General features: G+C 67.6%; 21 protein-coding genes. 13 read left to right on the plus strand and 8 right to left on the minus strand.

The window, feature by feature from the left end; genetic code table 11:
• Window positions 1-138: 138 nt before the first annotated feature.
• The 3 genes from msrP to ACI1V7_RS18160 are packed head-to-tail and all read left to right on the plus strand — an operon-like array spanning window position 139 to window position 1955.
• Window positions 139-1119 (plus strand): protein-methionine-sulfoxide reductase catalytic subunit MsrP, encoded by a 981-nt coding sequence (gene msrP, locus ACI1V7_RS18150; protein WP_404533171.1) that lies wholly within the window; start codon window positions 139-141, stop codon window positions 1117-1119.
• A gap of 13 nt (window positions 1120-1132) precedes the next feature.
• A complete protein-coding gene (msrQ, locus tag ACI1V7_RS18155) occupies window positions 1133-1768 on the plus strand; it encodes a protein-methionine-sulfoxide reductase heme-binding subunit MsrQ (RefSeq protein WP_404533172.1) in 636 nt (211 codons plus the stop codon).
• A gap of 1 nt (window position 1769) precedes the next feature.
• Entirely contained in the window at window positions 1770-1955 is a 186-nt protein-coding gene (locus ACI1V7_RS18160; protein WP_290414955.1) for a hypothetical protein, read from the plus strand.
• Between the two features lie 138 nt (window positions 1956-2093).
• On the opposite strand, the gene lysA is transcribed toward ACI1V7_RS18160, so the two are convergent.
• Window positions 2094-3368, minus strand: a complete 1275-nt coding sequence (lysA, locus tag ACI1V7_RS18165) for a diaminopimelate decarboxylase (RefSeq protein WP_404533173.1) — start codon at window positions 3366-3368, stop codon at window positions 2094-2096.
• Between the two features lie 2 nt (window positions 3369-3370).
• On the minus strand, window positions 3371-3679 hold the full coding sequence (lptM, locus tag ACI1V7_RS18170) for an LPS translocon maturation chaperone LptM (RefSeq protein WP_404533174.1): 309 nt from the start codon (window positions 3677-3679) through the stop codon (window positions 3371-3373).
• A gap of 40 nt (window positions 3680-3719) precedes the next feature.
• Here lptM and cyaY point away from each other — a divergent pair, with 40 nt between their 5' ends.
• Window positions 3720-4049, plus strand: a complete 330-nt coding sequence (gene cyaY / locus ACI1V7_RS18175) for an iron donor protein CyaY (RefSeq protein ID WP_290414952.1) — start codon at window positions 3720-3722, stop codon at window positions 4047-4049.
• 102 nt (window positions 4050-4151) lie between these two features.
• Here cyaY and ACI1V7_RS18180 read toward each other — a convergent pair whose 3' ends face one another.
• Window positions 4152-6494 (minus strand): penicillin-binding protein 1A, encoded by a 2343-nt coding sequence (locus ACI1V7_RS18180; RefSeq protein WP_404533175.1) that lies wholly within the window; start codon window positions 6492-6494, stop codon window positions 4152-4154.
• Between the two features lie 301 nt (window positions 6495-6795).
• Here ACI1V7_RS18180 and ACI1V7_RS18185 point away from each other — a divergent pair, with 301 nt between their 5' ends.
• The 8 genes from ACI1V7_RS18185 (at window position 6796) to ACI1V7_RS18220 (ending at window position 16824) form a co-directional block, all read left to right on the plus strand.
• Window positions 6796-7872, plus strand: a complete 1077-nt coding sequence (locus ACI1V7_RS18185) for a pilus assembly protein PilM (RefSeq protein WP_404533176.1) — start codon at window positions 6796-6798, stop codon at window positions 7870-7872.
• Window positions 7872-8519, plus strand: a complete 648-nt coding sequence (locus tag ACI1V7_RS18190; RefSeq protein WP_404533177.1) for a PilN domain-containing protein — start codon at window positions 7872-7874, stop codon at window positions 8517-8519. Before ACI1V7_RS18185 ends, ACI1V7_RS18190 begins: the two co-directional genes overlap by 1 nt.
• Window positions 8516-9202: a type IV pilus inner membrane component PilO gene (locus tag ACI1V7_RS18195; protein WP_404533178.1), complete on the plus strand. Its 687-nt coding sequence runs from the start codon at window positions 8516-8518 to the stop codon at window positions 9200-9202. The genes ACI1V7_RS18190 and ACI1V7_RS18195 overlap by 4 nt, the downstream gene beginning before the upstream one ends.
• A complete protein-coding gene (locus ACI1V7_RS18200) occupies window positions 9199-9732 on the plus strand; it encodes a pilus assembly protein PilP (protein ID WP_404533179.1) in 534 nt (177 codons plus the stop codon). The genes ACI1V7_RS18195 and ACI1V7_RS18200 overlap by 4 nt, the downstream gene beginning before the upstream one ends.
• Entirely contained in the window at window positions 9729-11867 is a 2139-nt protein-coding gene (locus ACI1V7_RS18205) for a type IV pilus secretin PilQ (protein WP_404533180.1), read from the plus strand. The genes ACI1V7_RS18200 and ACI1V7_RS18205 overlap by 4 nt, the downstream gene beginning before the upstream one ends.
• A 67-nt stretch (window positions 11868-11934) precedes the next feature.
• Window positions 11935-13947: an Ig-like domain-containing protein gene (locus ACI1V7_RS18210; protein ID WP_404533181.1), complete on the plus strand. Its 2013-nt coding sequence runs from the start codon at window positions 11935-11937 to the stop codon at window positions 13945-13947.
• Window positions 13948-14050: 103 nt separating this feature from the next.
• Window positions 14051-15688 (plus strand): bifunctional shikimate kinase/3-dehydroquinate synthase AroKB, encoded by a 1638-nt coding sequence (gene aroKB / locus ACI1V7_RS18215; RefSeq protein ID WP_404533433.1) that lies wholly within the window; start codon window positions 14051-14053, stop codon window positions 15686-15688.
• The gene (locus ACI1V7_RS18220) at window positions 15685-16824 is read left to right on the plus strand and encodes a deoxyguanosinetriphosphate triphosphohydrolase (protein ID WP_404533182.1); all 1140 of its coding nucleotides are present in this window, start codon (window positions 15685-15687) and stop codon (window positions 16822-16824) included. Before aroKB ends, ACI1V7_RS18220 begins: the two co-directional genes overlap by 4 nt.
• Before the next feature lie 108 nt (window positions 16825-16932).
• On the opposite strand, the gene ACI1V7_RS18225 is transcribed toward ACI1V7_RS18220, so the two are convergent.
• The 5 genes from ACI1V7_RS18225 to mutM all read right to left on the minus strand — a co-directional run bounded on the left by ACI1V7_RS18225 (window position 16933) and on the right by mutM (window position 22047).
• A complete protein-coding gene (locus ACI1V7_RS18225) occupies window positions 16933-17301 on the minus strand; it encodes a VOC family protein (RefSeq protein ID WP_404533183.1) in 369 nt (122 codons plus the stop codon).
• Between the two features lie 79 nt (window positions 17302-17380).
• Window positions 17381-18070 (minus strand): helix-turn-helix transcriptional regulator, encoded by a 690-nt coding sequence (locus tag ACI1V7_RS18230; protein ID WP_404533184.1) that lies wholly within the window; start codon window positions 18068-18070, stop codon window positions 17381-17383.
• A gap of 14 nt (window positions 18071-18084) precedes the next feature.
• Window positions 18085-19197, minus strand: coding sequence for an A/G-specific adenine glycosylase (gene mutY / locus ACI1V7_RS18235; RefSeq protein WP_404533185.1), 1113 nt, complete (start codon window positions 19195-19197; stop codon window positions 18085-18087).
• The gene (locus tag ACI1V7_RS18240; protein WP_404533186.1) at window positions 19194-21164 is read right to left on the minus strand and encodes a dynamin family protein; all 1971 of its coding nucleotides are present in this window, start codon (window positions 21162-21164) and stop codon (window positions 19194-19196) included. The genes mutY and ACI1V7_RS18240 overlap by 4 nt, the downstream gene beginning before the upstream one ends.
• Window positions 21165-21213: 49 nt before the next feature.
• Entirely contained in the window at window positions 21214-22047 is an 834-nt protein-coding gene (gene mutM, locus ACI1V7_RS18245) for a bifunctional DNA-formamidopyrimidine glycosylase/DNA-(apurinic or apyrimidinic site) lyase (RefSeq protein ID WP_404533187.1), read from the minus strand.
• A gap of 135 nt (window positions 22048-22182) precedes the next feature.
• Here mutM and ACI1V7_RS18250 point away from each other — a divergent pair, with 135 nt between their 5' ends.
• Window positions 22183-23973: a tetratricopeptide repeat protein gene (locus tag ACI1V7_RS18250; protein ID WP_404533188.1), complete on the plus strand. Its 1791-nt coding sequence runs from the start codon at window positions 22183-22185 to the stop codon at window positions 23971-23973.
• The last annotated feature ends 63 nt before the right edge of the window (window positions 23974-24036 follow it).

The following is a 24036-nucleotide window of genomic DNA, read 5'->3' on the forward strand; positions in this document are numbered from 1 at the left end:
GATGACGGCCGGATTACATGGTGTAACGAAAGCGCACGTGTCCGGCCTAGTATCGGTGGATAGTGTAAGGTTGAAACAACGGACGACGATGCGTCCGAGCGCCTACCGGGGTAGGCGCCTAGTCCAACCGGAGCTGCCATGTTGATCAAGCGAAACCCGAACGGCATCGACCTGCCGTTCCCATCCGAAATCACGCCGCGCGAGGTGGTCGAAGGCCGCCGCGCCTTCCTGGCCCGCGCCGCGGCCACCGCCGTAGCCGGCACGTCGCTGTGGGAAATGCTGCAGCGCGAGGCGCTGGCCCAGGGCGCCCCGGCCCAGAAGCTGGCCGCCGCCCGCAATGCGGCCCTGTCGACGACCGAGAACCAGACCTCGTTCCAGGACGCGACCCACTACAACAACTTCTACGAGTTCGGCACCGACAAGTCCGACCCGGCCGAGAATGCCCACACGCTGCGCACGCGGCCGTGGACGGTGCAGATCGACGGCGAGGTCAAGAAGCCGGTGACGCTCGACATCGACCGCCTGGTCAAGCTGGCCCCGCTCGAGGAACGCATCTACCGCCTGCGCTGCGTCGAGGGCTGGTCGATGGTGATCCCGTGGATCGGCTATTCGCTGTCGAACCTGATCAAGCAGGTCGAGCCGACCGGCAACGCGAAGTATGTCCAGTTCATCTCGCTGGCCGACCGTGCCCAGATGCCCGGCGTGCGCGGCCGCGTGATCGACTGGCCGTATTCGGAAGGCTTGCGCATGGACGAAGCCATGCATCCGCTGGCGCTCTTGACGGTGGGCATGTACGGCCAGGTGCTGGCGAACCAGAGCGGCGCCCCCGTGCGCGTGATCGTGCCCTGGAAATACGGTTTCAAGTCGGCCAAGTCGATCGTGCGCATCCGCTTCCTGCGCGAGCAGCCGAAGACCTCGTGGAACCTGCTGGCGCCGGAAGAATACGGTTTTTATTCGAACGTGAACCCGAACGTCGACCATCCGCGCTGGTCACAGGCAACGGAGCGGCGCATCGGCGAAGGCGGCCTGTTCACGCTCAAGCGCAAGACGCTGATGTTCAACGGCTACAACGACGTCGCGTCGCTGTACACCGGCATGGACCTCAAGAAGTTCTTCTGACGAGGGCACGGCGATGGCATTCAACCCGACACCGAAGCAGCTGAGCGCCGTCAAGGGCGTCGTGTTCGTGCTGGCGCTGCTGCCTTTCCTGCGCATGGCCTGGCTGGTGGCGAACGGCGTGCCGGTGGACCCGGTCGCCTTCCTGACCTTCGGCACCGGCGACTGGGCCCTGTACCTGCTGTGCGCCACGCTGGCCGTCACGCCGCTGCGCCGCCTGACGGGCTGGAACTGGCTGGTGCGCCTGCGCCGCATGCTGGGCCTGTACGTGTTCTTCTATGCCAGCGTGCACTTCCTGACCTTCCTCTGGTTCGACCACGGCTTCGACGTCGCGGCGATGTGGAAGGACGTGCTCAAGCGGCCGTTCATCACGGTCGGCTTCATCGCCTTCCTGCTGCTGGTGCCGCTGGCGGCGACCAGTACCCAGGCCATGATCCGCCGGCTGGGCCGGCGCTGGACCCAGCTGCACCGGCTGATCTACCTGATCGCGCCGCTGGCGATCCTGCACTACTGGTGGATCAAGGCGGGCAAGCACAACTTCGAACAACCCATCGTCTGGGGCGCCGTCGTGGCGCTGCTGCTGGGCCTGCGGGCCTGGTGGAGCTGGAACCGCACGCGCAGCGCCGCCTCGGCGGGATCGGTACGCTCATGACATGAAACGGTTCGGTGCGATCGTCCTCCTGCTGGCCCTGGTGCTCCTGATGGTGCTCGGGGTCTCGCGCACGCGCTACGGCGTGGCGGTGGACCGTTGCCTGAACCTGCAAGCGCGCTGGGGCGAGCAGACGGCGGCGTGCGCGGCGCTGGCGTGGCCGGACGACCGGTCGCGGGGGCGGGACTAGCAAAGTACGCACGCATGCGTACGTAAAACGACGTCGTCCCTGCGCAGGCAGGGACCCAATTCTCATGCGCTGCGTTAGCGCTGGCAAAGTGGGTCCCCGCCTGCACGGGGACGACGCTGTTTGAGACTGCGCGTGTTTTTATCGGACGACCGTCTCGAGCGCGAACAATTCCGACGGATCCTCGCGCCGGCGCACCAGGTGCACCTGCTCGCCGTCGACCAGCACCTCGGCGGCGCGGCCGCGGGTGTTGTAGTTCGAGGACATGGTGAAGCCGTAGGCGCCGGCCGCCATCATGGCCAGCACGTCGCCCGGCTCGACCACCAGCGCGCGGTCGCGCGCCAGCCAGTCGCCCGACTCGCACACGGGGCCGACCAGGTCGTAGGTGACGGCCTCGCCGTCGCGCGGCTTGACCGGCTTGACGTCCATCCAGGCCTGGTACAGGGTCGGACGGGCCATGTCGTTCATGGCGGCGTCGATCACGCAGAAGTTCTTTTCCTCGCCCGGCTTGACGAATTCCACGGTCATCAGGAGCACGCCCGTGTTGCCGACGATGGAGCGGCCCGGCTCGAAGATCACCTTGATGGGCTTGCCGTCGTATTTCTGGGCGCGCCAGGCGTCGATGCGGGCGAACACGCGCTCGACGTAGTCGCTGACGGGGACCGGCGGCTTGTCGCCGGTGCCGTAGTCGATGCCCAGGCCGCCGCCCACGTCCAGGTGGTGCAGGTGGATGCCTTCCGCCGCCAGCGTGTCGATCAGTTCGATCAACTTGTCCAGCGCCTCCAGCAGCGGCGCGTCGTCCAGCAGCTGCGAGCCGATGTGGCAGTCGATGCCGACCACTTCCAGGTGCGGCAGCGACGCGGCGGTGCGGTAGGTCGCGAGCGCGTCCGAGAACGCCACGCCGAACTTGCTGGCCTTCAGGCCGGTGGCGATGTAGGGGTGGGTCTTGGCGTCGACGTTCGGGTTCACGCGCAGCGACACGGGGGCGCGCTTGCCCATGCGCGCGGCGACCTCGTTGATGCGGTGCAGTTCCGGGATCGACTCGACGTTGAAGCACAGGATGCCTTTTTCCAGCGCCAGGCCGATCTCGGCCATGGTCTTGCCCACGCCCGAGAAGATCACCTTGCCCGGATCGCCGCCGGCGGCGATCACGCGCAGCAGTTCGCCGCCCGAGACGATGTCGAAGCCGGCGCCCTGGCGCGCCAGGATGTCGAGGATGGCCAGGTTCGAATTGGCCTTCATCGCATAGCAGACCAGCGCGTCGCGGCCGGCGGCCGGTCGCGCATAGGCGCCGAAGTTGTCCAGCAGCTGGGCCTTCGAGTACACGTAGGTCGGGGTGCCGAACTGCTCGGCGATGGCGGACAGGGAAACGCTTTCGGCGTGCAGGACACCGTTCTTGAGGGCGAAGTGCGACATGTTTACTGTTGGGTGGCCGGGGTGGTCGGCGATTGGGTGGCTTGGGTATCGTTGGCGTTCGATGGGGCCGACGGGCCCACGGTGCCGGCGGCCGGCGCCGGCGGCGTGGTGGCCGTGCCGATGGCGTTGGGGGCCGCTTGCGTGGCCTGGGTGGCCTGCGCCGCCTGGTTCGGGGTCGGCACCGCGCCGTGGCCGCCGCGGTGGCCGCGGGCGGCGGGCGCGTTCGGCATGTAGAGCGGGCCGGTCTGGCCGCAGGCGGACAGCGTCAGCAGCAGCGCCAGGCCGGCGGGGAGCGCAAATGGAGACTTCACGATTAGAATCACGGTTTGATATCAGACCTTGGAGTGTAGCATGACCGAAACCGAATTCCTGGACCTCGCCGAGTCCACCCTGGACCAGATCGAAGGCGCGTTCGACCAGCTGTTCGAGCAGGACGTCGTCGACGTCGAATGCAAGCGCAACGGTAACGTGCTGGAGATCGAGTTCGTCGACAATGGTTCCAAGATCATCGTCAACAGCCAGGCGCCGCTGCAGGAAATGTGGGTCGCGGCGCGCGCCGGAGGCTTCCACTACAAGCGCGTGGGCGACGAATGGCGCAATACCCGCGACGACAGCGAGTTCTTCGCGTCGCTGTCCGCGTACGCGACGCAGCAGGCGGGCGTGCCCATCAAGCTGGGCTGACCGGTCTGCATGGTGGGCATGTGATGCCTACGCCGGCCGCGCCCACCCTACAATGTACGTTGGCGTAGGGTGGGCATCACATGCCCACCATTGCACGCAGGATCAGAACAACTCGTTGCGCACCGCGTCGCGCGTCTTCTGCTCGGGCAGGGGGCCGACGTCGAGCGATTGCACCCCGGTGCCCGGCGGATTCTCCGCATAGTAGTACTCGTCGCCGTACAGCACCAGGCCCGGCGGCACTTCGCGCTCGACCACCGGTTCCGTCTTGAGCGCCTTCTGCATGAAGCCGACCCAGATCGGCAGCGCCAGGCCGCCGCCCGTTTCGCGGTTGCCCAGGTTGCGCGGCTGGTCGTAGCCCATCCAGGCGATGCCGACCAGGTTCGGCTGGTAGCCGGCGAACCAGGCGTCGATCGAGTCGTTGGTGGTGCCGGTCTTGCCGCCGATGTCGGGACGCTTCAGGGTCTGCTGGGCCTTGGCGGCGGTGCCGTAGCGGGCCACGTCGCGCAGCATGCTGTCCATCAGCCAGGCGTTGCGCGCGTCGATCACGCGGTTGGCCTCGACGCCGGCGCGTTCCGGACGCGCTTCCGACAGCACCTTGCCGTCCGCATCCGTCACCTTCGAGATGATGTAGGGGCTGATGCGGTAGCCGCCGTTGGCGAACACGGAATAGGCGCCGGCCATCTGCAGCGGATTGGTCGAGCCGGCGCCCAGCGCCAGCGTCAGGTAGGGCGGGTTGCGCTCGGCGTCGAAGCCGAAGCGGGTCGCGTATTCCTGGCCGTAGCGGGCGCCGATCTTGTTGAGGATGCGGATCGAGATCATGTTCTTCGACTTGGTCAGGCCGCGCCGCATCGTCATCGGGCCCTCGTACTTGGCGTCGTAGTTCTTCGGCTCCCAGGCCTGGCCGCCCGTCGTGCCGGCCGCGAACGAAATCGGCGCGTCGTTGATCAGGGTGGCCGGCGAGAAGCCGCGTTCCAGCGCCGCCGAATAGATGAAGGGCTTGAACGAGGAGCCGGGCTGGCGCCAGGCCTGCGTCACGTGGTTGAACTTGTTGCGGTTGAAGTCGAAGCCGCCGACCAGGGCGCGGATCTTGCCGTCGTTCGGGTCCACCGCCACGAAGGCCGACTCCACGTCCGGCAGCTGGGTGATGCTCCACGACGAGCCGCCGTCCTGGCTCACGCGGATGACGGCGCCGCGGCGCAGGCGCCGGGTCTCGGCGGCCTTGGGCGAGAGCCACTCGCGCGCGAACGTCAGGCCCGGTCCCGTGATCTTGATCTCCTCGCCCGATGCCAGCACGGCCGTGACGAGCGTGGGCGAGGCCTGCATCACGATGGCGGCCACGATGTCGTCGGAATCCGGGTGCTCGGCCAGCTCGGCCTCGACGGCCTCGTCGGCGTCGGATTTCGATTTCGGCACCTCGATGTATTTTTCCGGGCCGCGGTAGACGTGGCGCCGCTCGTACTCCATCACGCCGCGGCGCAGTGCCAGGTAGGCGGCATCCTGGTCGGCCTTGGTGATGGTGGTGAACACGTTCAGGCCGCGCGTGTAGGTGTCTTCCTTGAACTGTTCGTAGACCAGCTGGCGCGCCATCTCGGCCACGTATTCGGCGTGCACGCCGAAGGCCGTGCTGTCGGTCTTGATCTTGAGTTCCTCGTCCTTGGCCTGGGCGTACTGGGCGTCGTTGATGTAGCCGAGCGTGTGCATGCGCTGCAGGATGTACTGCTGGCGCAGGCGCGCGCGCTTCGGGTTGACCACGGGGTTGTAGGCCGACGGCGCCTTCGGCAGGCCGGCCAGCATCGCCGCTTCGGCGATCGTGATGTTCTTCAGGTCCTTGCCGAAGTAGATCTGGGCCGCCGACGAGAAGCCGAAAGCGCGCTGGCCCAGGTAGATCTGGTTCATGTAGACCTCGAGGATCTGGTCCTTGCTGAGGTTCTTCTCGATCTTGTAGGCCAGCAGCGCCTCATAGACCTTGCGCTTGATGGTCTGTTCGCTGGACAGGAAGAAGTTGCGCGCGACCTGCTGGGTGATGGTCGAGGCGCCCTGGCGCGCGCCGCCGGTGGCGTTGTGCAGCGCGGCGCGCAGGATGCCCCAGTAGTCGACGCCGCCGTGTTCGTAGAAGCGGTCGTCCTCGATCGCGAGGACGGCCTTCTTCATCACGTCGGGAATGTCCTTGAAGTGCACCAGCGTGCGGCGCTCCTCGCCGAACTCGCCGATCAGGACGTTATCGGCCGTGAAGATCCGCAAGGGCATCTTGGGGCGGTAGTCGGTCAGGGTGTCGAGGGCGGGCAGGCCGGGATAGGCCATCGCCAGCGCGAACACGACCACCAGCACGCCGCAGACGGCCAGGCCGAACAGGCCGGCGACGATCTTGAACAGCAAACGCTTGGGGCTGGAAGAGGAATGGGGAGGCTGCGGAGCGGATGGCGCTCCGTTCGGGGATGCTTTCATGCGGATGGACGGCTCGCTTTATTGATCGTAATCATTATAAGACAGTGCAAGGTCTGAATCACCGCTAGACAAGGCGACAACAGGTGTGAAAACCGCTGCAATATTGATTTTTCGCAGTGTCGCATTCCTGCTTCGCTACTAGATATTCCCGTATAGAAATTTCTTGTCTGTGGACATCAGTATTGCTACGATTTGATGCGGTGCCTGATATATATGCGCCAAATATCTGTTTTATCAATGAATCCCCACGCGGGCGTTAACAAGTCGTTCCAGAGAGAACGGAGTAAAAGGGAGTGCGCTCGTGATCAGCCTCGGTTCCTTGTTCGGACCATCGAGTCCGCCACTGGTCGGCCTCGACATCAGTACGTCCAGCGTGCGCCTGGTGGAACTGGCCGACGCCGGCAAGGGTGAATTGCGCCTGGAGCGCTACGCCTCCGAGCCGCTGGCGCGCGGCGTCGTCGTCGACGGCAATATCGAGAACATCGAAGCGGTGTCGGACGCCGTGCTGCGCGTCTGGAAGAAAAGCGGCACCCGCATCAAGCACGTCGCGCTCGGCATGCCGCCGGCCGCCGTCATCACCAAGAAGATCATCCTGCCGGCCGGCCTGGCGGAAGACCAGCTCGAAGTGCAGGTCGAATCCGAGGCCAGCCAGTATATCCCGTTCGCGCTGGACGAGGTCAGCCTCGACTTCGACGTGATCGGCATGGCCGCCAACGCGCCGGACGACATGGAAGTGATGCTGGCCGCGGCGCGCCGCGAAAAGGTCGAGGACCGCGTGGCCATCGCCGAGGCGGCGGGCCTCGCCGCCACCGTGATGGACATCGAGTCGTATGCCGCGCGCGCCGCGCTGGAGCGCGTGATCGCGGGCCCCGCCGGCATGCCGAAGGACCGCGTCCACGCGCTGTTCCAGATCGGCGCCCAGGCCACCCACGTCTCGGTGCTGCAGAACGGCGAGACCATCTACGAGCGCGAGCAGCCGTTCGGCGGCATCCAGCTGACCCAGGACATCGTGCGCTCCTACGGCCTGTCGTTCGAGGAAGCGGAAGCGAGGAAGCGCGCCGGCGACCTGCCGGACAACTGGCGCACCGACCTGCTGCCGCCGTTCCTGGAAAACGCCGCGCTCGAAGTGACGCGCGCGATCCAGTTCTTCTTCACGTCGACGCCCTACACGCGCATCGACCAGATCTGGCTGGCCGGCGGCTGCGCCATGCTGCCCGGCCTGATCGACATCATCGCCGGCCGCACCCGCATCCCGACGGCGCTGGTGACGCCGTTCCAGGGCATGCAGATGGGGCCCGCCGTGCGCGAGCAGCAGCTGCGCAACGAGGCGCCCGGCTACCTGGTCGCCTGCGGGCTGGCGCTGCGGAGGTTCGGCTGATGATCCGGATTAACCTGCTGCCGCACCGCGAGGCCAAGCGCAAGCAGAAACAGGCCGCCTTCGTGGCCCTGATGTCGCTGGGCGCGCTGGCCGGCGTCGCGCTGGTGCTGCTGGTGGGCGCCTACAACGCCAGCCGCATCGCCGTGCAGAACGAACGCAACCTGGTGCTCAAGAACGCCAATGCGGACCTGGACAAGAAGATCGCCTCGATCGCCAGCCTGAAGTCCGAGATCGAGGCGCTCAAGGCGCGCCAGCAGGCCGTCGAGGACCTCCAGGGCGACCGCAACCAGCCCGTCTACCTGCTGGACGAGCTGGTGCGCCAGGTGCCGGACGGCGTCTACCTGAAAAGCTTCAAGCAGGACGGCCAGAAGGTCCAGCTGAACGGCGTGGCCCAGTCGCAGGAACGGGTGGCCGAACTGCTGCGCAACCTGTCGGGCGTCTCGCCGTGGCTGGAGCGCCCGGAACTGACCGAGGTGCGCGCGGCCACGCTGGCCCAGAGCAAGACCGGCCGCAAGGTCGTGGAATTCAACCTGACGGTGGCGATCAAGCGCAGCCGCGAGGCCGACGACAAGGACGGCAAGAAGGACGGCAAGAAGGACGGAGTACAGCCGGGCACGCCGGCGGCAACGGCCGGAGCACAAACATGAACATCGACGTCAAACAACTGGGCGCCGACCTGGCGGCCCAGTTCGAGGGCCTGCAGGGCCGCCACCCCGGCCTGTGGCCACTGGCGCCGCGCCTGCTGTGCGCGGCCGGCGCCATGGCCGGCGTGCTCGTGCTGGGCTGGTATCTCTACTGGAGCGGCCAGTTCGAGGAACAGGAAACCCTGGCCCAGCAGGAAATCAAGCTGCGCGACGACTACAAGGTCAAGATGGCGCAGGCGATCAACCTGGAAGCGCTGCAGGCGCAGCAGCAGCAGGTCAACCGCTACGTCGAACGCCTCGAGAAGCAGTTGCCGAGCAAGGCCGAGATGGCCGCGCTGCTGTCGGACATCAACCAGGCCGGCGTCGGCCGCGGCCTGCAGTTCGAGCTGTTCAAGCCGGGCCAGGTCGTGGTCAAGGATTACTATGCCGAGCTGCCGATCGACATCCGCGTCAGCGGCAGCTACCACGACATCGGCGCCTTCGCTGCCGACATGGCGAAGATGCCGCGCATCGTCACGCTGAACAACCTGGCGCTCGCTACCGGCAAGGACGGCACGCTGTCGCTGGACGCCGTCGCCAAGACCTTCCGCTACCTCGACCAGGACGAGCTGGAAGCCCAGGCCAAGGCGCGCAAGGCGAAGAAGAACAAGAAGGGCGCGAACGCCGCCAAGGGAGAAGGCGCATGATCCGTCACCGCCTCCTGCCGGCGGTGGCCGGCGCCCTCCTGCTGGCCGGCTGCGGCGACAGCGACGTGCGCGAAGTGCGCGAGTGGATGGACCAGGTCCAGCGCGACACCCGCCCGAACGTCAAGCCGCTGGCCGAGCCGAAGGATTTCATCCCCTATGCCTACGGCGCCGCCACGGCGCCCGAACCGTTCAGCCAGTCCAAGCTGCTGGGCGAGCTGGCGCGCACCGCCGCGCACGACCGCAACCAGCCGGACCTCAACCGTCCGCGCGAACTGCTCGAGAGCTTCCCGCTCGACACCATGCAGATGGTGGGTTCGATGCAGAAGGGCGGCGTCGGCTACGCGCTGCTGCAGATCGACCGCTCGGTGTACCAGGTAAGGGCCGGCCAGCGCATCGGCCAGAATTTCGGCGTCGTCGCCCGCGTGGGCGAGGATGCCGTCGATATCCGCGAAGTGGTGCAGGACGCCGCCGGCGACTGGGTCGAACGCATGGCCAGGCTGGAGCTGCAAACCAAGGAGAGCCGTAAATGATCCGATTCACCCGCCTCGTATGCGGTTTGCTGCTGGCGCTGGGCGCCGGCGGCGCATGGGCGCAGAACGCGATCGAATCGATCAGCGCCAACCAGCAGGGCGGCAACGTCGTCCTCAACGTGACCATGAAGGAAGCGCCGGCGCGCGCGCCGATCGGCTTCTCGATCACCAACCCGGCGCGCATCGCGCTCGATTTCGGCGCCACCGCCAACGCCACCGGCAAGACGTCCCAGGACATCAACCTGGGCGACGTGCGCGGCGTGAACCTGGTCCAGGCCGGCGAACGCACGCGCCTCGTGCTGAACCTGCAGCGCCCGTTGAACTATGCCACCGCCATCGAGGGCCGTTCCGTGCTGGTCACGGTCGAGGGTTCGGGCGGCGTGGCCCAGGCAGCCGCGCCCGCGGCCGCGGCACCGGCCGCGGGCACGGGAACGCGCGCCGCCGTCCAGCTGCTGCGCGACCTCGATTTCCGCCGCGGCAGCAACGGCGAAGGCCGCGTCGTGGTCGACCTGCCCAACGGCCAGGTCGGCGTCGACGTGCGCCAGGCCGGCAACCAGATCCAGGTCGAGTTCCTGAACACGGGCCTGCCGCCGTCGCTGCGCCGGCGCCTGGACGTGACCGACTTCGGCACGCCCGTGTCGCGCATCACGACGACCGCCCAGGGCGGCAACGTGAAGATGCTGATCGACGCCCACGGCAACTGGGAGCAGAGCGTGTACCAGAGCGACACCCAGCTGGTCATCGACGTCAAGCCGGTCAAGGAAGACCCGAACCGCCTGGCCACGGGGCAGCAGGGCTACAAGGGCGAAAAGGTCTCGTTCAACTTCCAGAACATCGACGTGCGCGCGGCGCTGCAGGCGGTGGCCGACATCTCGGGCCTGAACATCATCGCCAGCGACTCCGTCAGCGGCAACCTGACGCTGCAACTGAAGCAGGTGCCGTGGGACCAGGCGCTGGACGTGATCATGCAGGCCAAGGGCCTGGACATGCGCAAGAACGGCAACGTGATGTGGATCGCGCCCAAGGAAGAACTGCTGACCAAGGAAAAGCTGGAGCTCGAGCAGAAGGCCCAGATCACCGACCTGGAGCCGCTGCGCTCCGAGATCTTCCAGCTGAACTACCAGAAGGCGGAATCGTTCCGCAACGTGTTCGGCCTGGACGCGGGCGGCGCCAGCACCGGCGCCGACGGCAGGAACCGCGTGCTGTCGCGGCGCGGCAGCGCGATCATCGATCCGCGCACCAACCAGCTGTTCGTGACCGACATCGCGTCCAAGATCGAGGACATCCGCAAGCTGATCCAGAAGGTCGACATCCGCACCAAGCAGGTGCTGGTGGAGGCGCGCCTGGTCGAGGCCAACGACGGCTTCTCGCGCAACCTGGGCGCCAAGCTGGGCTTTTCCGACCTGCGCGGGATCCGCGGCGGCGACGCCGGCTACCAGGTCAGCGGCGACAACCGCCTGGCGATCGGCGGCAACCTGACCGGCGTGGGCGAGACCACCGGCCAGATCCCCGCCACCAGCGGCTTCGCCAACAGCCAGATGGTGAACCTGCCGGCCAATCCGATCAACGGCGTGGCCGCGCCGACCATCGCGTTCTCGCTGTTCTCGTCGGCCGCCAACCGCTTCCTGAACCTGGAACTGTCGGCGCTGGAAGCGGACGGCAAGGGCAAGATCATCTCCAGCCCGCGCGTGGTCACCGAGGACAACGTGGCCGCCGTGATCGAGCAGGGCGTCGAGCTGCCGTACCAGCAGGCCACCAGCAGCGGCGCCACCTCGATCGCCTTCCGCAAGGCCAACCTGCGCCTGGAAGTCACGCCGCAGGTCACGCCGGACGGCAACGTCGTGCTGGACGTCGACGTCGCCAAGGATTCCCAGGGCCAGAGCACGACGGCCGGTTTCGCCATCAACACCCAGCACGTGAAGACCAAGGTGATGGTCGAGAACGGCGGCACCGTGGTGCTGGGCGGTATCTACCAGCAAAGCGAGAGCACCGACGTGAGCAAGGTACCGCTGATGGGCGACATCCCCGTCGTGGGCAACCTCTTCAAGAGCACCGCGCGTTCGACCAGGAAGACCGAACTGCTGGTGTTCATCACCCCGAAGATCGTGGCGGACAGGGTGACGGGCGTGCATTGACCGGCGCCCGCCGGCAGGCCGCGAACGCAGTACCAATTTCAGCAACAATAATCAACAAAGAGCAGAGATGAACAACTACGAGCATGATTTCGCGGCACGCCACGGCGTGCGTGCAGCCACCCTGGCGCTGGCGCTTGCCGCCTGCGGCGGTGGCGGCGGCAATCCGGGCACGACCGGCGGCAGCGGCGGCGGTTCCACCGGCGGCGGCTCCACCGGCAACGGCGGCAGCGGCACCGTCACCAACAGCGCGACCGTCACGCTGGCCTTCAGCAATGCCGGCGGCGCCAGCACCAACGCCCTGAGCGGCGCGACCCCGCTGACCGTCAAGGCCACCGTGCTGGACGCGAACAAGAAGGTGGTCCCGAACGCCATCGTCACCTTCGCCACCGACAACAACCTGGCCACCTTCTCGCCGACGGCGGGCACGGCCCTGACCGACGCCAACGGCGTGGCCAGCGTGACCATGCGCGCGGCCAGCCTGGCCGCCGGCGGCGCCGGCACCGTCACCGCCAGCACCACCGTGGCCGGCGCCACCGTGAGCGGCACCGGCAATTACTCGGTCGGCGCGACCACGCTGGCGTTCGGCAGCCTGACGGCATCCCCGGCAAGCATCCAGGCCTACGGTTCGACCGTGCTGTCGGTCGACCTGCTGTCCGGCTCCGCCAAATACACGGACCAGCAGGTCAACGTGAGCTTCAGCTCGGCCTGCGTCGCGGCCGGCAAGGCCACGCTGGCAACCACCGTCGCCACCAACAACGGCACCGCGCAGACCGTCTACCGCGACAAGGGCTGCGCCAACAACGACACCATCACCGTCTCGTCCGACGGCGTGGCCCGCTCCGCGACGGTGTCGCTGGCCATCGCGGCGCCGGCCGCCGCCTCCGTGCAGTTCGCCACCGCGACGCCGACCAACCAGTCGATCGTGATCCAGGGCCAGGGCGGCAACGGCCGCACCGAAACGGCCACGCTGACCTTCAAGGTGGTCGACATCTTCGGCAATCCGCTGGCCGGCAAGGCCGTCAACTTCACGCGCATCCCGGCCAACGCCGACATCACCATCAACAAGCCGAGCGACACCACGGACGCCGCCGGCAACGTGATCACCACCGTCAATTCGGGCAAGACCGCGACGTCCTTCCGCGTGCAGGCGACCCTGCCGGGCACCGCCGCCAACGGCGGCCCGGACATCTCGACGATGTCGGACTCGATCGTCGTCACCACCGGCTCCACCGTGCAGCGTTCGTTCTCGATCAGCTCGGGTACCTTCAACGTCGAAGGCTGGACCGTCGACAGCACGCCGACCGTGCCGGCCACCACCATCCAGGTACTGCTGGCCGACACCTTCGGCAACCCCGTCGCGGACGGCACCCCGATCGTGTTCCAGACGAATATGGGCTCGGTCGGTTCCTCGAACAAGGGCGGCTGCAGCACCGTCAACGGCGGCTGCTCGGTCGACTTCCGCGCGCAGCAGCCGCGCAGCCCGGCGCCGAACACCCCGGTCACGCCGTGCAACACCGGCACCGGCGCCAGCAACGACTCGACCCGCGTGGGCCTGGCGACCATCTGCGCCAGCTCGACCGACGGCAGCAATACCGTGTTCGGCAAGACCGCCATCTTCTTCAGCGGCAGCCAGGCCACGAATGCGCTGCTGAACCCGGGCACCAGCGGCGGCACGGCCGTGTCCTTCGATCCGCTCAAGCCGAACGACCTGGGCACGATCAGCAACAACAACCCGAAGGTGTTCCAGGTCCAGCTGAACGACGTCAACTGGAACCCGATGCCGTCCGGTTCGCGCGTCGAGGCCACCAGCCTCGTCAACGCCGTGGCGACCGCCGTGGCCCCGGCCACCGTGCCGAGCATTGCGCCGCACGTCAATACGACGGACGATCCGACGGGCAACTCGGTGGGCAGCAACAACAAGGCCAGCCCGCAGGGTTCGACGCACACCTTCAGCATCTCGAGCCCTACGGCCGGCAGCACCACCTGCGTGGCCAAGGACGCCACCTTCAACGTCACGGTGACGACGCCGTCTGGCTTGTCTACCAATATTCCGTTTAAACTGTCGTTCACCTGCTCGTAACACGGGACCGAGTGAATAAGAACGGCCAGGGCGACCTGGCCGTTCGCATTTTGAGCGATCGATGCCTGACTGCAAGAACAACAATATTTTCCTCGTCGGCCTGATGGGCGCCGGCAAGACGACCATCGGGCGATTGCTGGCGCGGCGGCTGAACATGACGTTCATCGACTCGGACCACGAGATCGAGGCACGCACCGGCGCGTCGATCCCGTGGATCTTCGAGATCGAGGGCGAGCCGAGCTTCCGCCGGCGCGAGGCCGACGTGATCCGCGACCTGACGGCGCAGAACGGCATCGTGCTGGCCACGGGCGGCGGCGCCGTGCTCAATCCGGACAGCCGCAAGCTGCTGGCCGAGCGCGGCACCGTCGTCTACCTGCGCGCCAGCGTGAACAGCATCCTGCAGCGCACCGCCCACGACCGCAACCGCCCCCTGCTGCAGACGGCCGATCCGCGCAGGAAACTGGAAGACCTGACGGCCCAGCGCGAGCCGTTGTACCGCGAGATCGCGGACCTCGTCATCGATACGGGCCGCCCTAACGTACAATCGATGGTACAAACGATACTGGACCAGATCGCGGCGCTGGAAGCGGCGCGCGCACGCAAGGCAAGAAACAGAATGAACGAGCAACAAGCATGTACCACGATGAACGTCGACCTCGGCGAGCGCAGCTATCCCATCGTCATCGGCCGCGGCCTGCTGGATGACGCGGGCCTGCTGACCCGCCACATCGGCGCGGGCGGCAAGGTGGCGATCGTCACCAACACGACCGTGGCCCCGCTGTACCTGGAAAAAGTCGCGGCGCCGCTGCGCGCGGCCGGCCGCGAGGTCGTCCCCATCGTGCTGCCGGATGGCGAGGAATACAAGAACTGGGAGAGCCTGAACCTCGTGTTCGACGCGCTGCTGGCCAACAAGTGCGACCGCAAGACCACGCTCGTCGCGCTGGGCGGCGGCGTGATCGGCGACCTGACCGGCTTTGCCGCGAGCAGCTATATGCGCGGCGTGCCCTTCGTGCAGATCCCGACCACGCTGCTGGCGCAGGTGGATTCCTCGGTGGGCGGCAAGACGGGCATCAACCACCCGCTCGGCAAGAACATGATCGGCGCCTTCTACCAGCCGCGCGCCGTCATCGCCGACACCGCCACGCTGGACACGCTGCCGGACCGCGAGCTGTCGGCCGGCCTGGCCGAAGTCATCAAGCACGGCGCCATCCTCGATGCCGGCTTCTTCGACTGGATCGAGCAGAACATCGGCAAGCTGGTGGCGCGCGACCACGCGGCGCTGGCCTACGCCATCGCGCGCTCCTGCGAGATCAAGTCCGACGTCGTCAAGCGCGACGAGCGCGAAGGCGGCCTGCGCGCCGTGCTGAACTTCGGCCACACCTTCGGCCACGCGATCGAGGCCGGCCTGGGCTACGGCGCCTGGCTGCACGGCGAGGCGGTCGGCTGCGGCATGGTGATGGCGGCCGACCTGTCGCACCGCCTGGGCCTCGTCGACGCGGCCAGCGTGGAGCGGGTGCGTGCGCTGGCGCGGGCCGCCGGCCTGCCGGTGACGGCGCCGGACCTGGGCACCGAGCGCTGGATCGAGCTGATGGAAGTCGACAAGAAGAACGAGGGCGGGGCGATCAAGTTCATCCTGCTCAAGCCGCTGGGCAGCCCCAGCGTGACGGGCGCGCCGCGCGAGCACTTGCTGGCCACGCTGGCGGCGACGGTGGGAGCAGACAGGGGAGACGACGCGCGATGATCGATTTCGACGCCCACCTGGCCCCGTACGCGGCGCACTCGTCGAAGAGCCTGGGGCGTCGCCATCCGGAAGGGCCGGCCGGCTCGCGCAGCGAATTCCAGCGCGACCGCGACCGCATCATCCACTCCACCGCGTTCCGCCGCCTCGAATACAAAACCCAGGTCTTCCTGAACCACGAGGGAGATTTGTTCCGCACGCGCCTGACGCATTCGATCGAGGTCGCCCAGATCGCGCGCACGCTGGCGCGCAGCCTGCGCCTGAACGAGGACCTGGTCGAGGCCACGGCGCTGGCCCACGACCTGGGCCACACGCCCTTCGGCCACGTGGGCCAGGACGTCCTGAACGACTGCATGAAGGACTACGGCGGCTTCGAGCACAACCTGCAGAGCCTGCGCGTGGTCGACCACCTCGAAGAGCACTACGGCGCCTTCGACGGCCTGAACCTGACCTTCGAGACGCGCGAGGGCATCCTGAAGCACTGCTCGCTCGTGAATGCGCGCCAGCTGGGAGAACTGGGCCAGCGCTTCGTCGACCGCACGCAACCGAGCCTGGAAGCCCAGCTCACGAACATCGCCGACGAAATCGCCTACAACAACCACGACATCGACGACGGCCTGCGCTCCGGCCTGCTGACGATGAAGCAGATGGAAGAGGTGGAGCTGTTCGCGCGCCTGCACCGCCAGGTCGTGGCGCAGTATCCGGGCCTGCCGGGCCGGCGCGAGCTGTACGAGACGATCCGCCTGATGATCACGGCGATGACGGCCGACCTGGTCGAGACCTCGGCGGCGCTGATCCGCGAGGCGAATCCGCAATCGATCGAGGACGTGCGCGCGGCCCAGCCGCTGATCCGCTTTTCGCCGCAGATGCGCGCGGAGACGACGGCGCTGAAGCGCTTCCTGTACGCCAACCTGTATCGCCACTACAAGGTCAACCGCATGCGCGTGAAAGCCAGCCGCATCGTGCGCGAACTGTTCGACGCCTTCATGACGGATCCGGTGCTGCTGCCGTTCGACTACCAGGTGGCGTCCGGCGACACGATGAAGCAGGCGCGCAAGATCGCCGACTACATCGCGGGCATGACGGACCGCTACGCGATCCGCGAGCACAAGCGGATCTTCTCGCTGGACGAGCTGTAACCCGTACCCTCCGTCGCCCCTGCGCAGGCAGGGGCCTGATTTTTCCGGGTAGTCGAGCGGTGCGCGAAACGAGGTCCCTGCCTGCGCAGGGACGACGGTGTGCAAAATTTATTCGACGCGCGCAAACACGCGCAGCCGGTGTCCATCCGGATCCGCAGCCGTGAACGTGTAGCCGAAATCCACTTGCTGCGGCGCTTGCAGCATCGTCAGGCCGGCTTCGCGCCAGGTGGCGTACAGGGCATCCACGTCGGCCGTCCTGGGCACGTTCAGCGCGATCTCGCTGCCGCTGCCATGGAAATCCGCTGCGGGCTTGACGGCCTCCTTTGCCCACAGGCCCAGCATGCGCCCGCCCTCGAGGGCGAACAGGGCGAACGTCGGCGCAGCATCGATGGCGTCCGCGCCGAGCAGCCGGGCGTACAGGCGTGCGCTGGCCTGCGTATCGGCGACGTAGAGGATGGTGTAGTGCGGGGTGATCATGCATGCTCCTTCGGTGGTTGACAGTGCGGCCAGTGTAGGGAAGGGCACTGTCAGTTTCCGTCAGCAGCGTGATGGTCCGCTAGCGCTCGGGAAGTCCCTCGATGGCGCGCCATTCCTGCAGTAGCGCCCGGCGGTGGCGCGGGTAGCGCTCCGTGGTGGCCGTGAGGGCGGCGATGCGGTCCAGGCGGAAGTGGCGGAATTCCTGGCGCAGCTCGCACCAGGCGACCAGCATGCGTACCCGTTCGAAGAACCCCAGCGCCACGGGCCACACGGTGCGCCGCGACGCGGCGCCGTTTTCCGCCCGGTAGTCGAGGACCAGCTTGCATTCGTCGCGCAGGGCGGCGCGGATCGGCGCCATGTGCGGGCCCGGTGGCCCCGCTTCGCGCGCGCTGGCGACCAGCAGCGCCGTATCGTCGAGCGTGCGGCGCAGCGGCGCCGGCAGCACCGAGGCGATCTTGTCGACCGCCTCGCGCGCGGCCTCGGCCAGCCGCGCGTCGCCGTGCTGCGCGACCCAGCGCCCGCCCAGCACCAGCGCCTCGATCTCTTCCTGTGTGAACATCAGCGGCGGCAGCAGGAAGCCGGGCTTGAGCACATAGCCCAGGCCCGGTTCGCCGTCGATGCGCGCGCCCTGTTCGCGCAGGGTCGCGATGTCGCGGTACAGCGTGCGCAGGCTGACCCCGAGCTTGTCCGCCAGCGCGTCGCCGGTGACGGGCGCGCGGTAGCCGCGCATGGCCTGGAGCAGGGCCAGCAAACGCTGCGAGCGTGTCATCGTTGCCGTGCCGCTCAGTCGAACAGGTTCGGCTGTCCCAACTGGCCCAGCAGCTTCTTCACCGGCGCCGGCAGCGCCGCCTCGTCGATCCTGGCCATGTCCCACCACACGTAGCCGTCCGGCGTCGCCGCACGTGCCGCAAGGCCGATCCGGTACGGGTGGATGTGCAGCCGGTAGTGCGTGAACACGTGCTGCAGCGGCAGCAGTTCCTCGCATTCGTCCACGGTGCCGAACCTTGCCGCCGCTTCCGGCACTCCCAGCACGTCGGCCGGCACCGATGCGTCGTCCAGCGCCACGTGGCCCTCGACCTCGGGCAGCGACAGCAGGCCGCCCCAGATGCCCGTGCCGGGACGCTGTTCCAGCAGCACCTGGCCGGCGTCGATCACGACCAGCATGCGCGCGCGCTTTTCCGGCGTCGCCTTCTTCGGCTTGCGCACGGGGAGTTCGGCCGTGCGGCCGGTGGCGTAGGCCACGCAGCGCGCCTGCAGCGGGCAGCGGCCGCAGTCGGGGCTGGACCGCGTGCACAGCGTGGCGCCCAGGTCCATCAGGCCCTGCGTGTAGGCCTCGATGCCCTCGTCGGCCGGGAGCAGGGCGTCGGCGCGGCGCCACAGCGCATCCTCGACGGGCTTGATGCCCGGGTATTCGTCGATGCCGAACACGCGCGCGAACACGCGCTTGACGTTGCCGTCCAGGATGGCCGCGCGGGTGCCGGCCGAGAAGGCGGCGATGGCGGCGGCCGTCGAGCGGCCGATGCCGGGCAGGTCGGCCAGCAGCGCCGGGTCGGCCGGGAAGGCGCCGCCGTATTCCGCCACGATGCGCTTGGCGCAGGCGTGCAGGTTGCGCGCGCGGGTGTAGTAGCCCAGGCCGGCCCAGTGGGCCATCACGTCTTCCTGCGGCGCCTCGGCCAGCGCGAACACGGTCGGAAAACGCTCCAGGAAGCGCGCGTAATAGCCCAGCACGGCGGCGACCTGGGTCTGCTGCAGCATGATCTCGGACAGCCAGATGCGGTAGGCGTCGCGCGTGTTCTGCCAGGGCAGGGCATGGCGTCCGTGGGCGCGCTGCCAGTCGATGACGGCGCGCGAAAAACTCGGGTCGGACAGGATCTCGGATTCGGTGGTGCGTTTCATGAAGTCTCAAACAAGGGTTCGGGCGCCGTCTCGGCCAGGGTGGCGCGCAGTGCGCCGGCGACGGCGCCGGTCAGCTCGGCCAGGCGGGCGCGGGCCGCATCGACGTCGCGCCGCGCCGCGTCGAAGGCGGCGATTTTCTGGTCCAGCGTGCCGGTGGCGTCGTGCACGCGCTGGATCGACACCTGGCGCTGGCGCAGCTGGTCGCGGTGCTGGCGAATGCGCGATTCGAGCGGCGACATCAGCACCTGCAGCCACGCTTCCACGTCGACGTTCGCCTCGCGGAACGCATGCTTGATGCGCGAGACGATGGTATCGAAGAAGCGCTCCAGCAGCGTGGCGCGGCTCGTCATCAGGAGGGTGGCCGTGCCGAACTGCTTCAGGTAGATCGCCTCGATGGCGTCGACCTCGAGGCGGTAGCGTTCCAGCGACAGGGGCAGCGGCGCGGACAGCGCCAGGCCGTGGTCGGCCGAGAAGCGCCGCGCCATCGTGTCCATCATCGCGCGGATCTCCTCGATCTTGGCGCTCGCCCCATCCAGGCTGGCGCGCACCTGGGCGAAGAAGTCGCGCACCGGCGCGCGCGTGCCGGTGGAAAAGCGCGCGGCCTGCATCGCGTCGCGCACGGCGTCGGCCTGGCGCTGCACGACGTCCATGCCGATCAGGCTGTACAGCTCCGTCGACAGCGTCGTGTACACGGCGCGCGTGCCCTGCAGCTTGAACAGGCTGGCATCGAATTCCTTCTTGTCCATCTCCACGCGGCGCATCATGTGGGCGATCATGCCCTGGTTCTTGCCGCGCAGGCTTTGCAGTTCTTCCATCTGCTCGACGAGGTCGCGGCCGCGCGCGCCCAGCAGCGTCTCCTGCGAGGCGGCCAGCGCCGCCAGCTCGTCCTGCAGCTGGCGGCGCAGGATGTCCTGGCGCGCCGGCAGCAGCTGGCCGAACAGCGCCGCCTCCAGCAGGCCGATGCGGCTCTTCTCGAACAGCGTCATGTCGCCGCCGATCTTGCCGACCAGCGCCTTCTGCGCCGACACGGGATAGACCTGGGCCGCCTGCACGCCCAGCAGCCGCGCCACGTCCTGCTGCTGGCGCGCGATCGCGGCGTCGTTGTCCACCGGGCTGCGCAGCTCGTCCCACAAGGCGTCGATCTTGTTCAGCACGACGATGCGGCTGGCCTGCGCGCCGGCGCCCGCTTGCGTATTGTTGTGCGTGCGGATGTGCGTGCGCCAGACCTCGATGTCGCTCTTCGTGACGCCCGTCTCGGCGGCCAGCACGAACAGCACGGCGTGCGCGTTCGGGATCAGGTTCAGCGTCAGTTCCGGCTCGGTGCCGATCGCGTTCAGGCCCGGCGTATCGACGATCACGAGGCCTTGCTGCAGCAGCGGATGCGGGAAGTTGATCAGCGCATGGCGCCAGCACGGGATCTCGACGAGGCCGTCGGCGCCGGCCGCTGCGGCCAGGTCCGGATCCTCGGGGTCGTACAAACCGTAGGCAGCCGCCTCGGCCACCGGCACGCGCCTGGTCAGGCTGACCTGGCGGAACGCTTCCGTCATGCGCGCGGGCGCGTCCAGGTCGAGGGGCAGCACGGTCCAGGCCCCGGCATCGTCGCGGTAGTCGCCGGTGGCGCGGCGGCCGGCGCGGGTCTCGATGGGCAGCAGGCGGATCGATGGCGGCAGCGCCGCATCCCAGGCCAGCTCGGTCGGGCACATCGTGGTGCGGCCCGGGCTGGACGGCACGATGCGGCGCCCGTAGTCGGCGAAGAACAGGGCGTTGATCAGCTCGGACTTCCCGCGCGAGAATTCGGCGACGAAGGCCACCGTCAGGCGGTCGTCGCGCAGGCGCGCGAGGGCGCGTGCCAGGCGCTGGTCGAGGGCGCCGTCGAGCAGGCCCGCGGCCTGCGTCCAGGCGCGATAGCGTTCCAGGGCCTGGGCGACGTGTCCGCGCCAGGCGCCGTATCGTTGTAGGTCTTGCATGGTCCCGTTCTGCCCCGTGTGCGCGTACTCCGGCGCGTTCTCTTCGCTCTTACCGCTGGCAGGTCGCGCAATAAAACGTGGAACGCTGGCCCTGCTTGATCTGGCGAACCGGCGCGCTGCACTGGCGGCAAGGCACTCCAGCACGATCATAGACGAAATATGTCTGCTGGAAATATCCGGATTGACCATTTACTGCAATAAAGTCACGCAAGGTACTGCCACCCTGCACGATCGCGGCGGCCAGGATCTCGCGAATGGCCTCGGCCAGCTTGTCGTAGCGGGCCCGGCTGATGCGACCGGCAGGCGTCTTCGGATTGATACCGGCGCGGAACAGGCTTTCGCAGGCGTAGATATTGCCGACCCCGACGACGATGTCGCCGGCCAGCAGCACCTGCTTGATCGGCGCGTTGCGCTTGCGGGTCGCGCGCCACAGCAGTTCGCCCGAGAACTTGTCTTCCAGCGGTTCGACGCCAAGGCCGCGCAGCAGGATGTGCTCGTCCAGGTCGCCGTCGTCGTGGCCGTGCCAGAGCACGGCGCCGAAGCGGCGCGGATCGTGCAGGCGCAGCACGCGCCGGCCTTCCGGCCCGCGCACGACGAGGTCGAAGTGGTCGTGCTTCTTGAGCTCGATTCCTTCGGGCAGTACGCGCAGGTGGCCGGACATGCCCAGGTGCACGATCAGCGTGCCGTGCTCGAAGTTCAGCAGCAGGTACTTGCCGCGCCGGCCCGTGCCGAGGATGCGGCGGCCCGCCAGCAGCGCCGGCAGTTCGGGCGGGAAGGGCCAGCGCAGGCCCTCGCGGCGCAGGACGACGTGTTCGACGATGCGGTCTTCCAGGTGCGGCGCGACGCCGCGGCGGGTGACTTCTACTTCTGGTAATTCAGGCATGAAGCTCCAGGAAAATCAGGAAAGAATCGGTAAAGATTCGGTAAAGATGGACGCAATGTAAATTCGTGTTGCAGGGGCGCACGCGGGGAAGGCGTTCGGCGTAGAATCGGACCATCGATTTGATTGGGACTTGCCTTGAAAAACGCTTTCGCCATTGTAACCCTCTCTGCGCTGCTATCGGCCTGTGCTGTGGCGCCCAAGCAGCAACCCGCCCAGGACGCGGACCAACCCCTGCTCGCCGCCGAAGCACAGCGCAAGGCGCAGGCAGGCGAGGCGCCGGACGAGCCCAAGTCGGAAGAAAACATCCCGAACGTCGCCATGACGAGCACCATGATGACCCAGCTGATGCAGGCTGAGATGGCGTTCAAGAATGGCGACTGGCAAGGCCCCTACCTGACACTGCTGAGCCTGGCCCAGCAGACCCGCGACCCGCGCCTGGCCAAGCGCGCCGCCGAGATGGCGCTGTCGGCCAAGCAGGCCGAGGACGCGCTCGCCGCCGTGCGCCTGTGGCGCGAGTTCTCGCCGCACTCCGAAGAGGCCAGCCAGTACTATCTGGGGCTGGTCATCCTGTCCGACAACCTCGGCGAAGCGGAAAAAATCCTCCAGCAGCGCCTGGCCGAGGCGACGCCCGGCGCGCGCGGCCTCGTCATGTTCCAGATGCAGCAGCTGCTGATGCGCGCCAAGGACAAGGAGGCGGGCATCGCGATGATCGAGCGCCTGGTGAAACCCTACGGCAATACGATGGAAGCGCACGTCGTGCTCGCGCAGACGGCGCTGGCGCGCGGCGCCAAGGCCGACGCCCAGCGCGAGGCGCGCGCCGCCCTGCAGATCAAGCCGGATTCCGAGATCGCCGTGCTCACGCTCGCCCAGATGAGCGAGGACGACGCCCAGGCCATCGGCATCCTGAAGCAATTCCTCGACGCCCATCCGGACGCGCGCGAAGTGCGCACGGCGTATGCACGCCTGCTCGTCGACAGCAAGCAGTTCGAGGCCGCGCGCCGCGAATTCCTCACGCTGGACAAGGCCCAGCCGGACAATCCCGGCATCCTGTACGCGCTGGGCGTGCTGTCCATGCAGATGAACGACAACCAGGGCGCGGAAGGCTACCTGAAGCGCTTCGTCGATGTGATGGAGCGCGCGCCGGAAGAGGATCGCGACGCCTCCAAGGCCGTGCTGATCCTGTCCCAGCTGGCGGAAGAGCGGGGCGACTACCAGGGCGCCCAGGACTGGCTCTCGCGCCTGGACAGCGGCGACGAGAAGATCCAGTTCGGCGCCGAGCTGCGCCGCGCGCAACTGATCGCCAAGGCCGGCGACGTGCCCGGCGCGCGCAAGCACCTGGCCACGCTGCAGACGGACGACAAGGCCGAGCAGGCCCAGATCCTGCTGGTCGAGGCGCAGATCCTGCGTGATGCCGGCAAGGAGCAGGAAGCCTACAAGCTGATGGAGCAGGGCACGAAACGCTTCCCCGAGAATATGGATTTCCTGTACGACTTCGCGCTGACGGCCGAGCGCGTGGGCAAGACGGACGTGATGGAGAAGTCGCTGCGCAAGGTGATCGCCAACGCCCCCGACAACCAGCACGCCTACAATGCCCTGGGCTACTCGCTGGCCGACCGCAACGTGCGCCTGAAGGAAGCGCGCCAGCTGGTCGAGAAGGCCCTCGGCATGGCGCCGAACGATCCTTTCATCATGGACAGCATGGGCTGGGTGGAATACCGCATGGGCAACCTGGATGCGGCCGAAGCCCAGCTGCGCAAGGCCTATGCCGTGCGCAGCGATCCGGAGATCGCCGTCCACCTGGGCGAAGTCTTGTGGAAGAAGGGCCAGCAGGACGAGGCGCGCAAGCTGTGGCGCGAGGCCCGGTCCAAGGATGCGAAGAACGAGGCGCTCAAGACCACGCTGGCGCGCCTGCGCGTATCGCTCTGATGCTATGAAATAATGTAAAGCTATCAACCGGACCGGCGGCTCGTCCGCCGGTTTTCATTTCCG

The sequence above is a fragment of the Massilia paldalensis genome, from assembly GCF_044901715.1.
In the GTDB taxonomy this organism is placed as follows: Bacteria; Pseudomonadota; Gammaproteobacteria; order Burkholderiales; family Burkholderiaceae_D; genus Telluria; species Telluria paldalensis.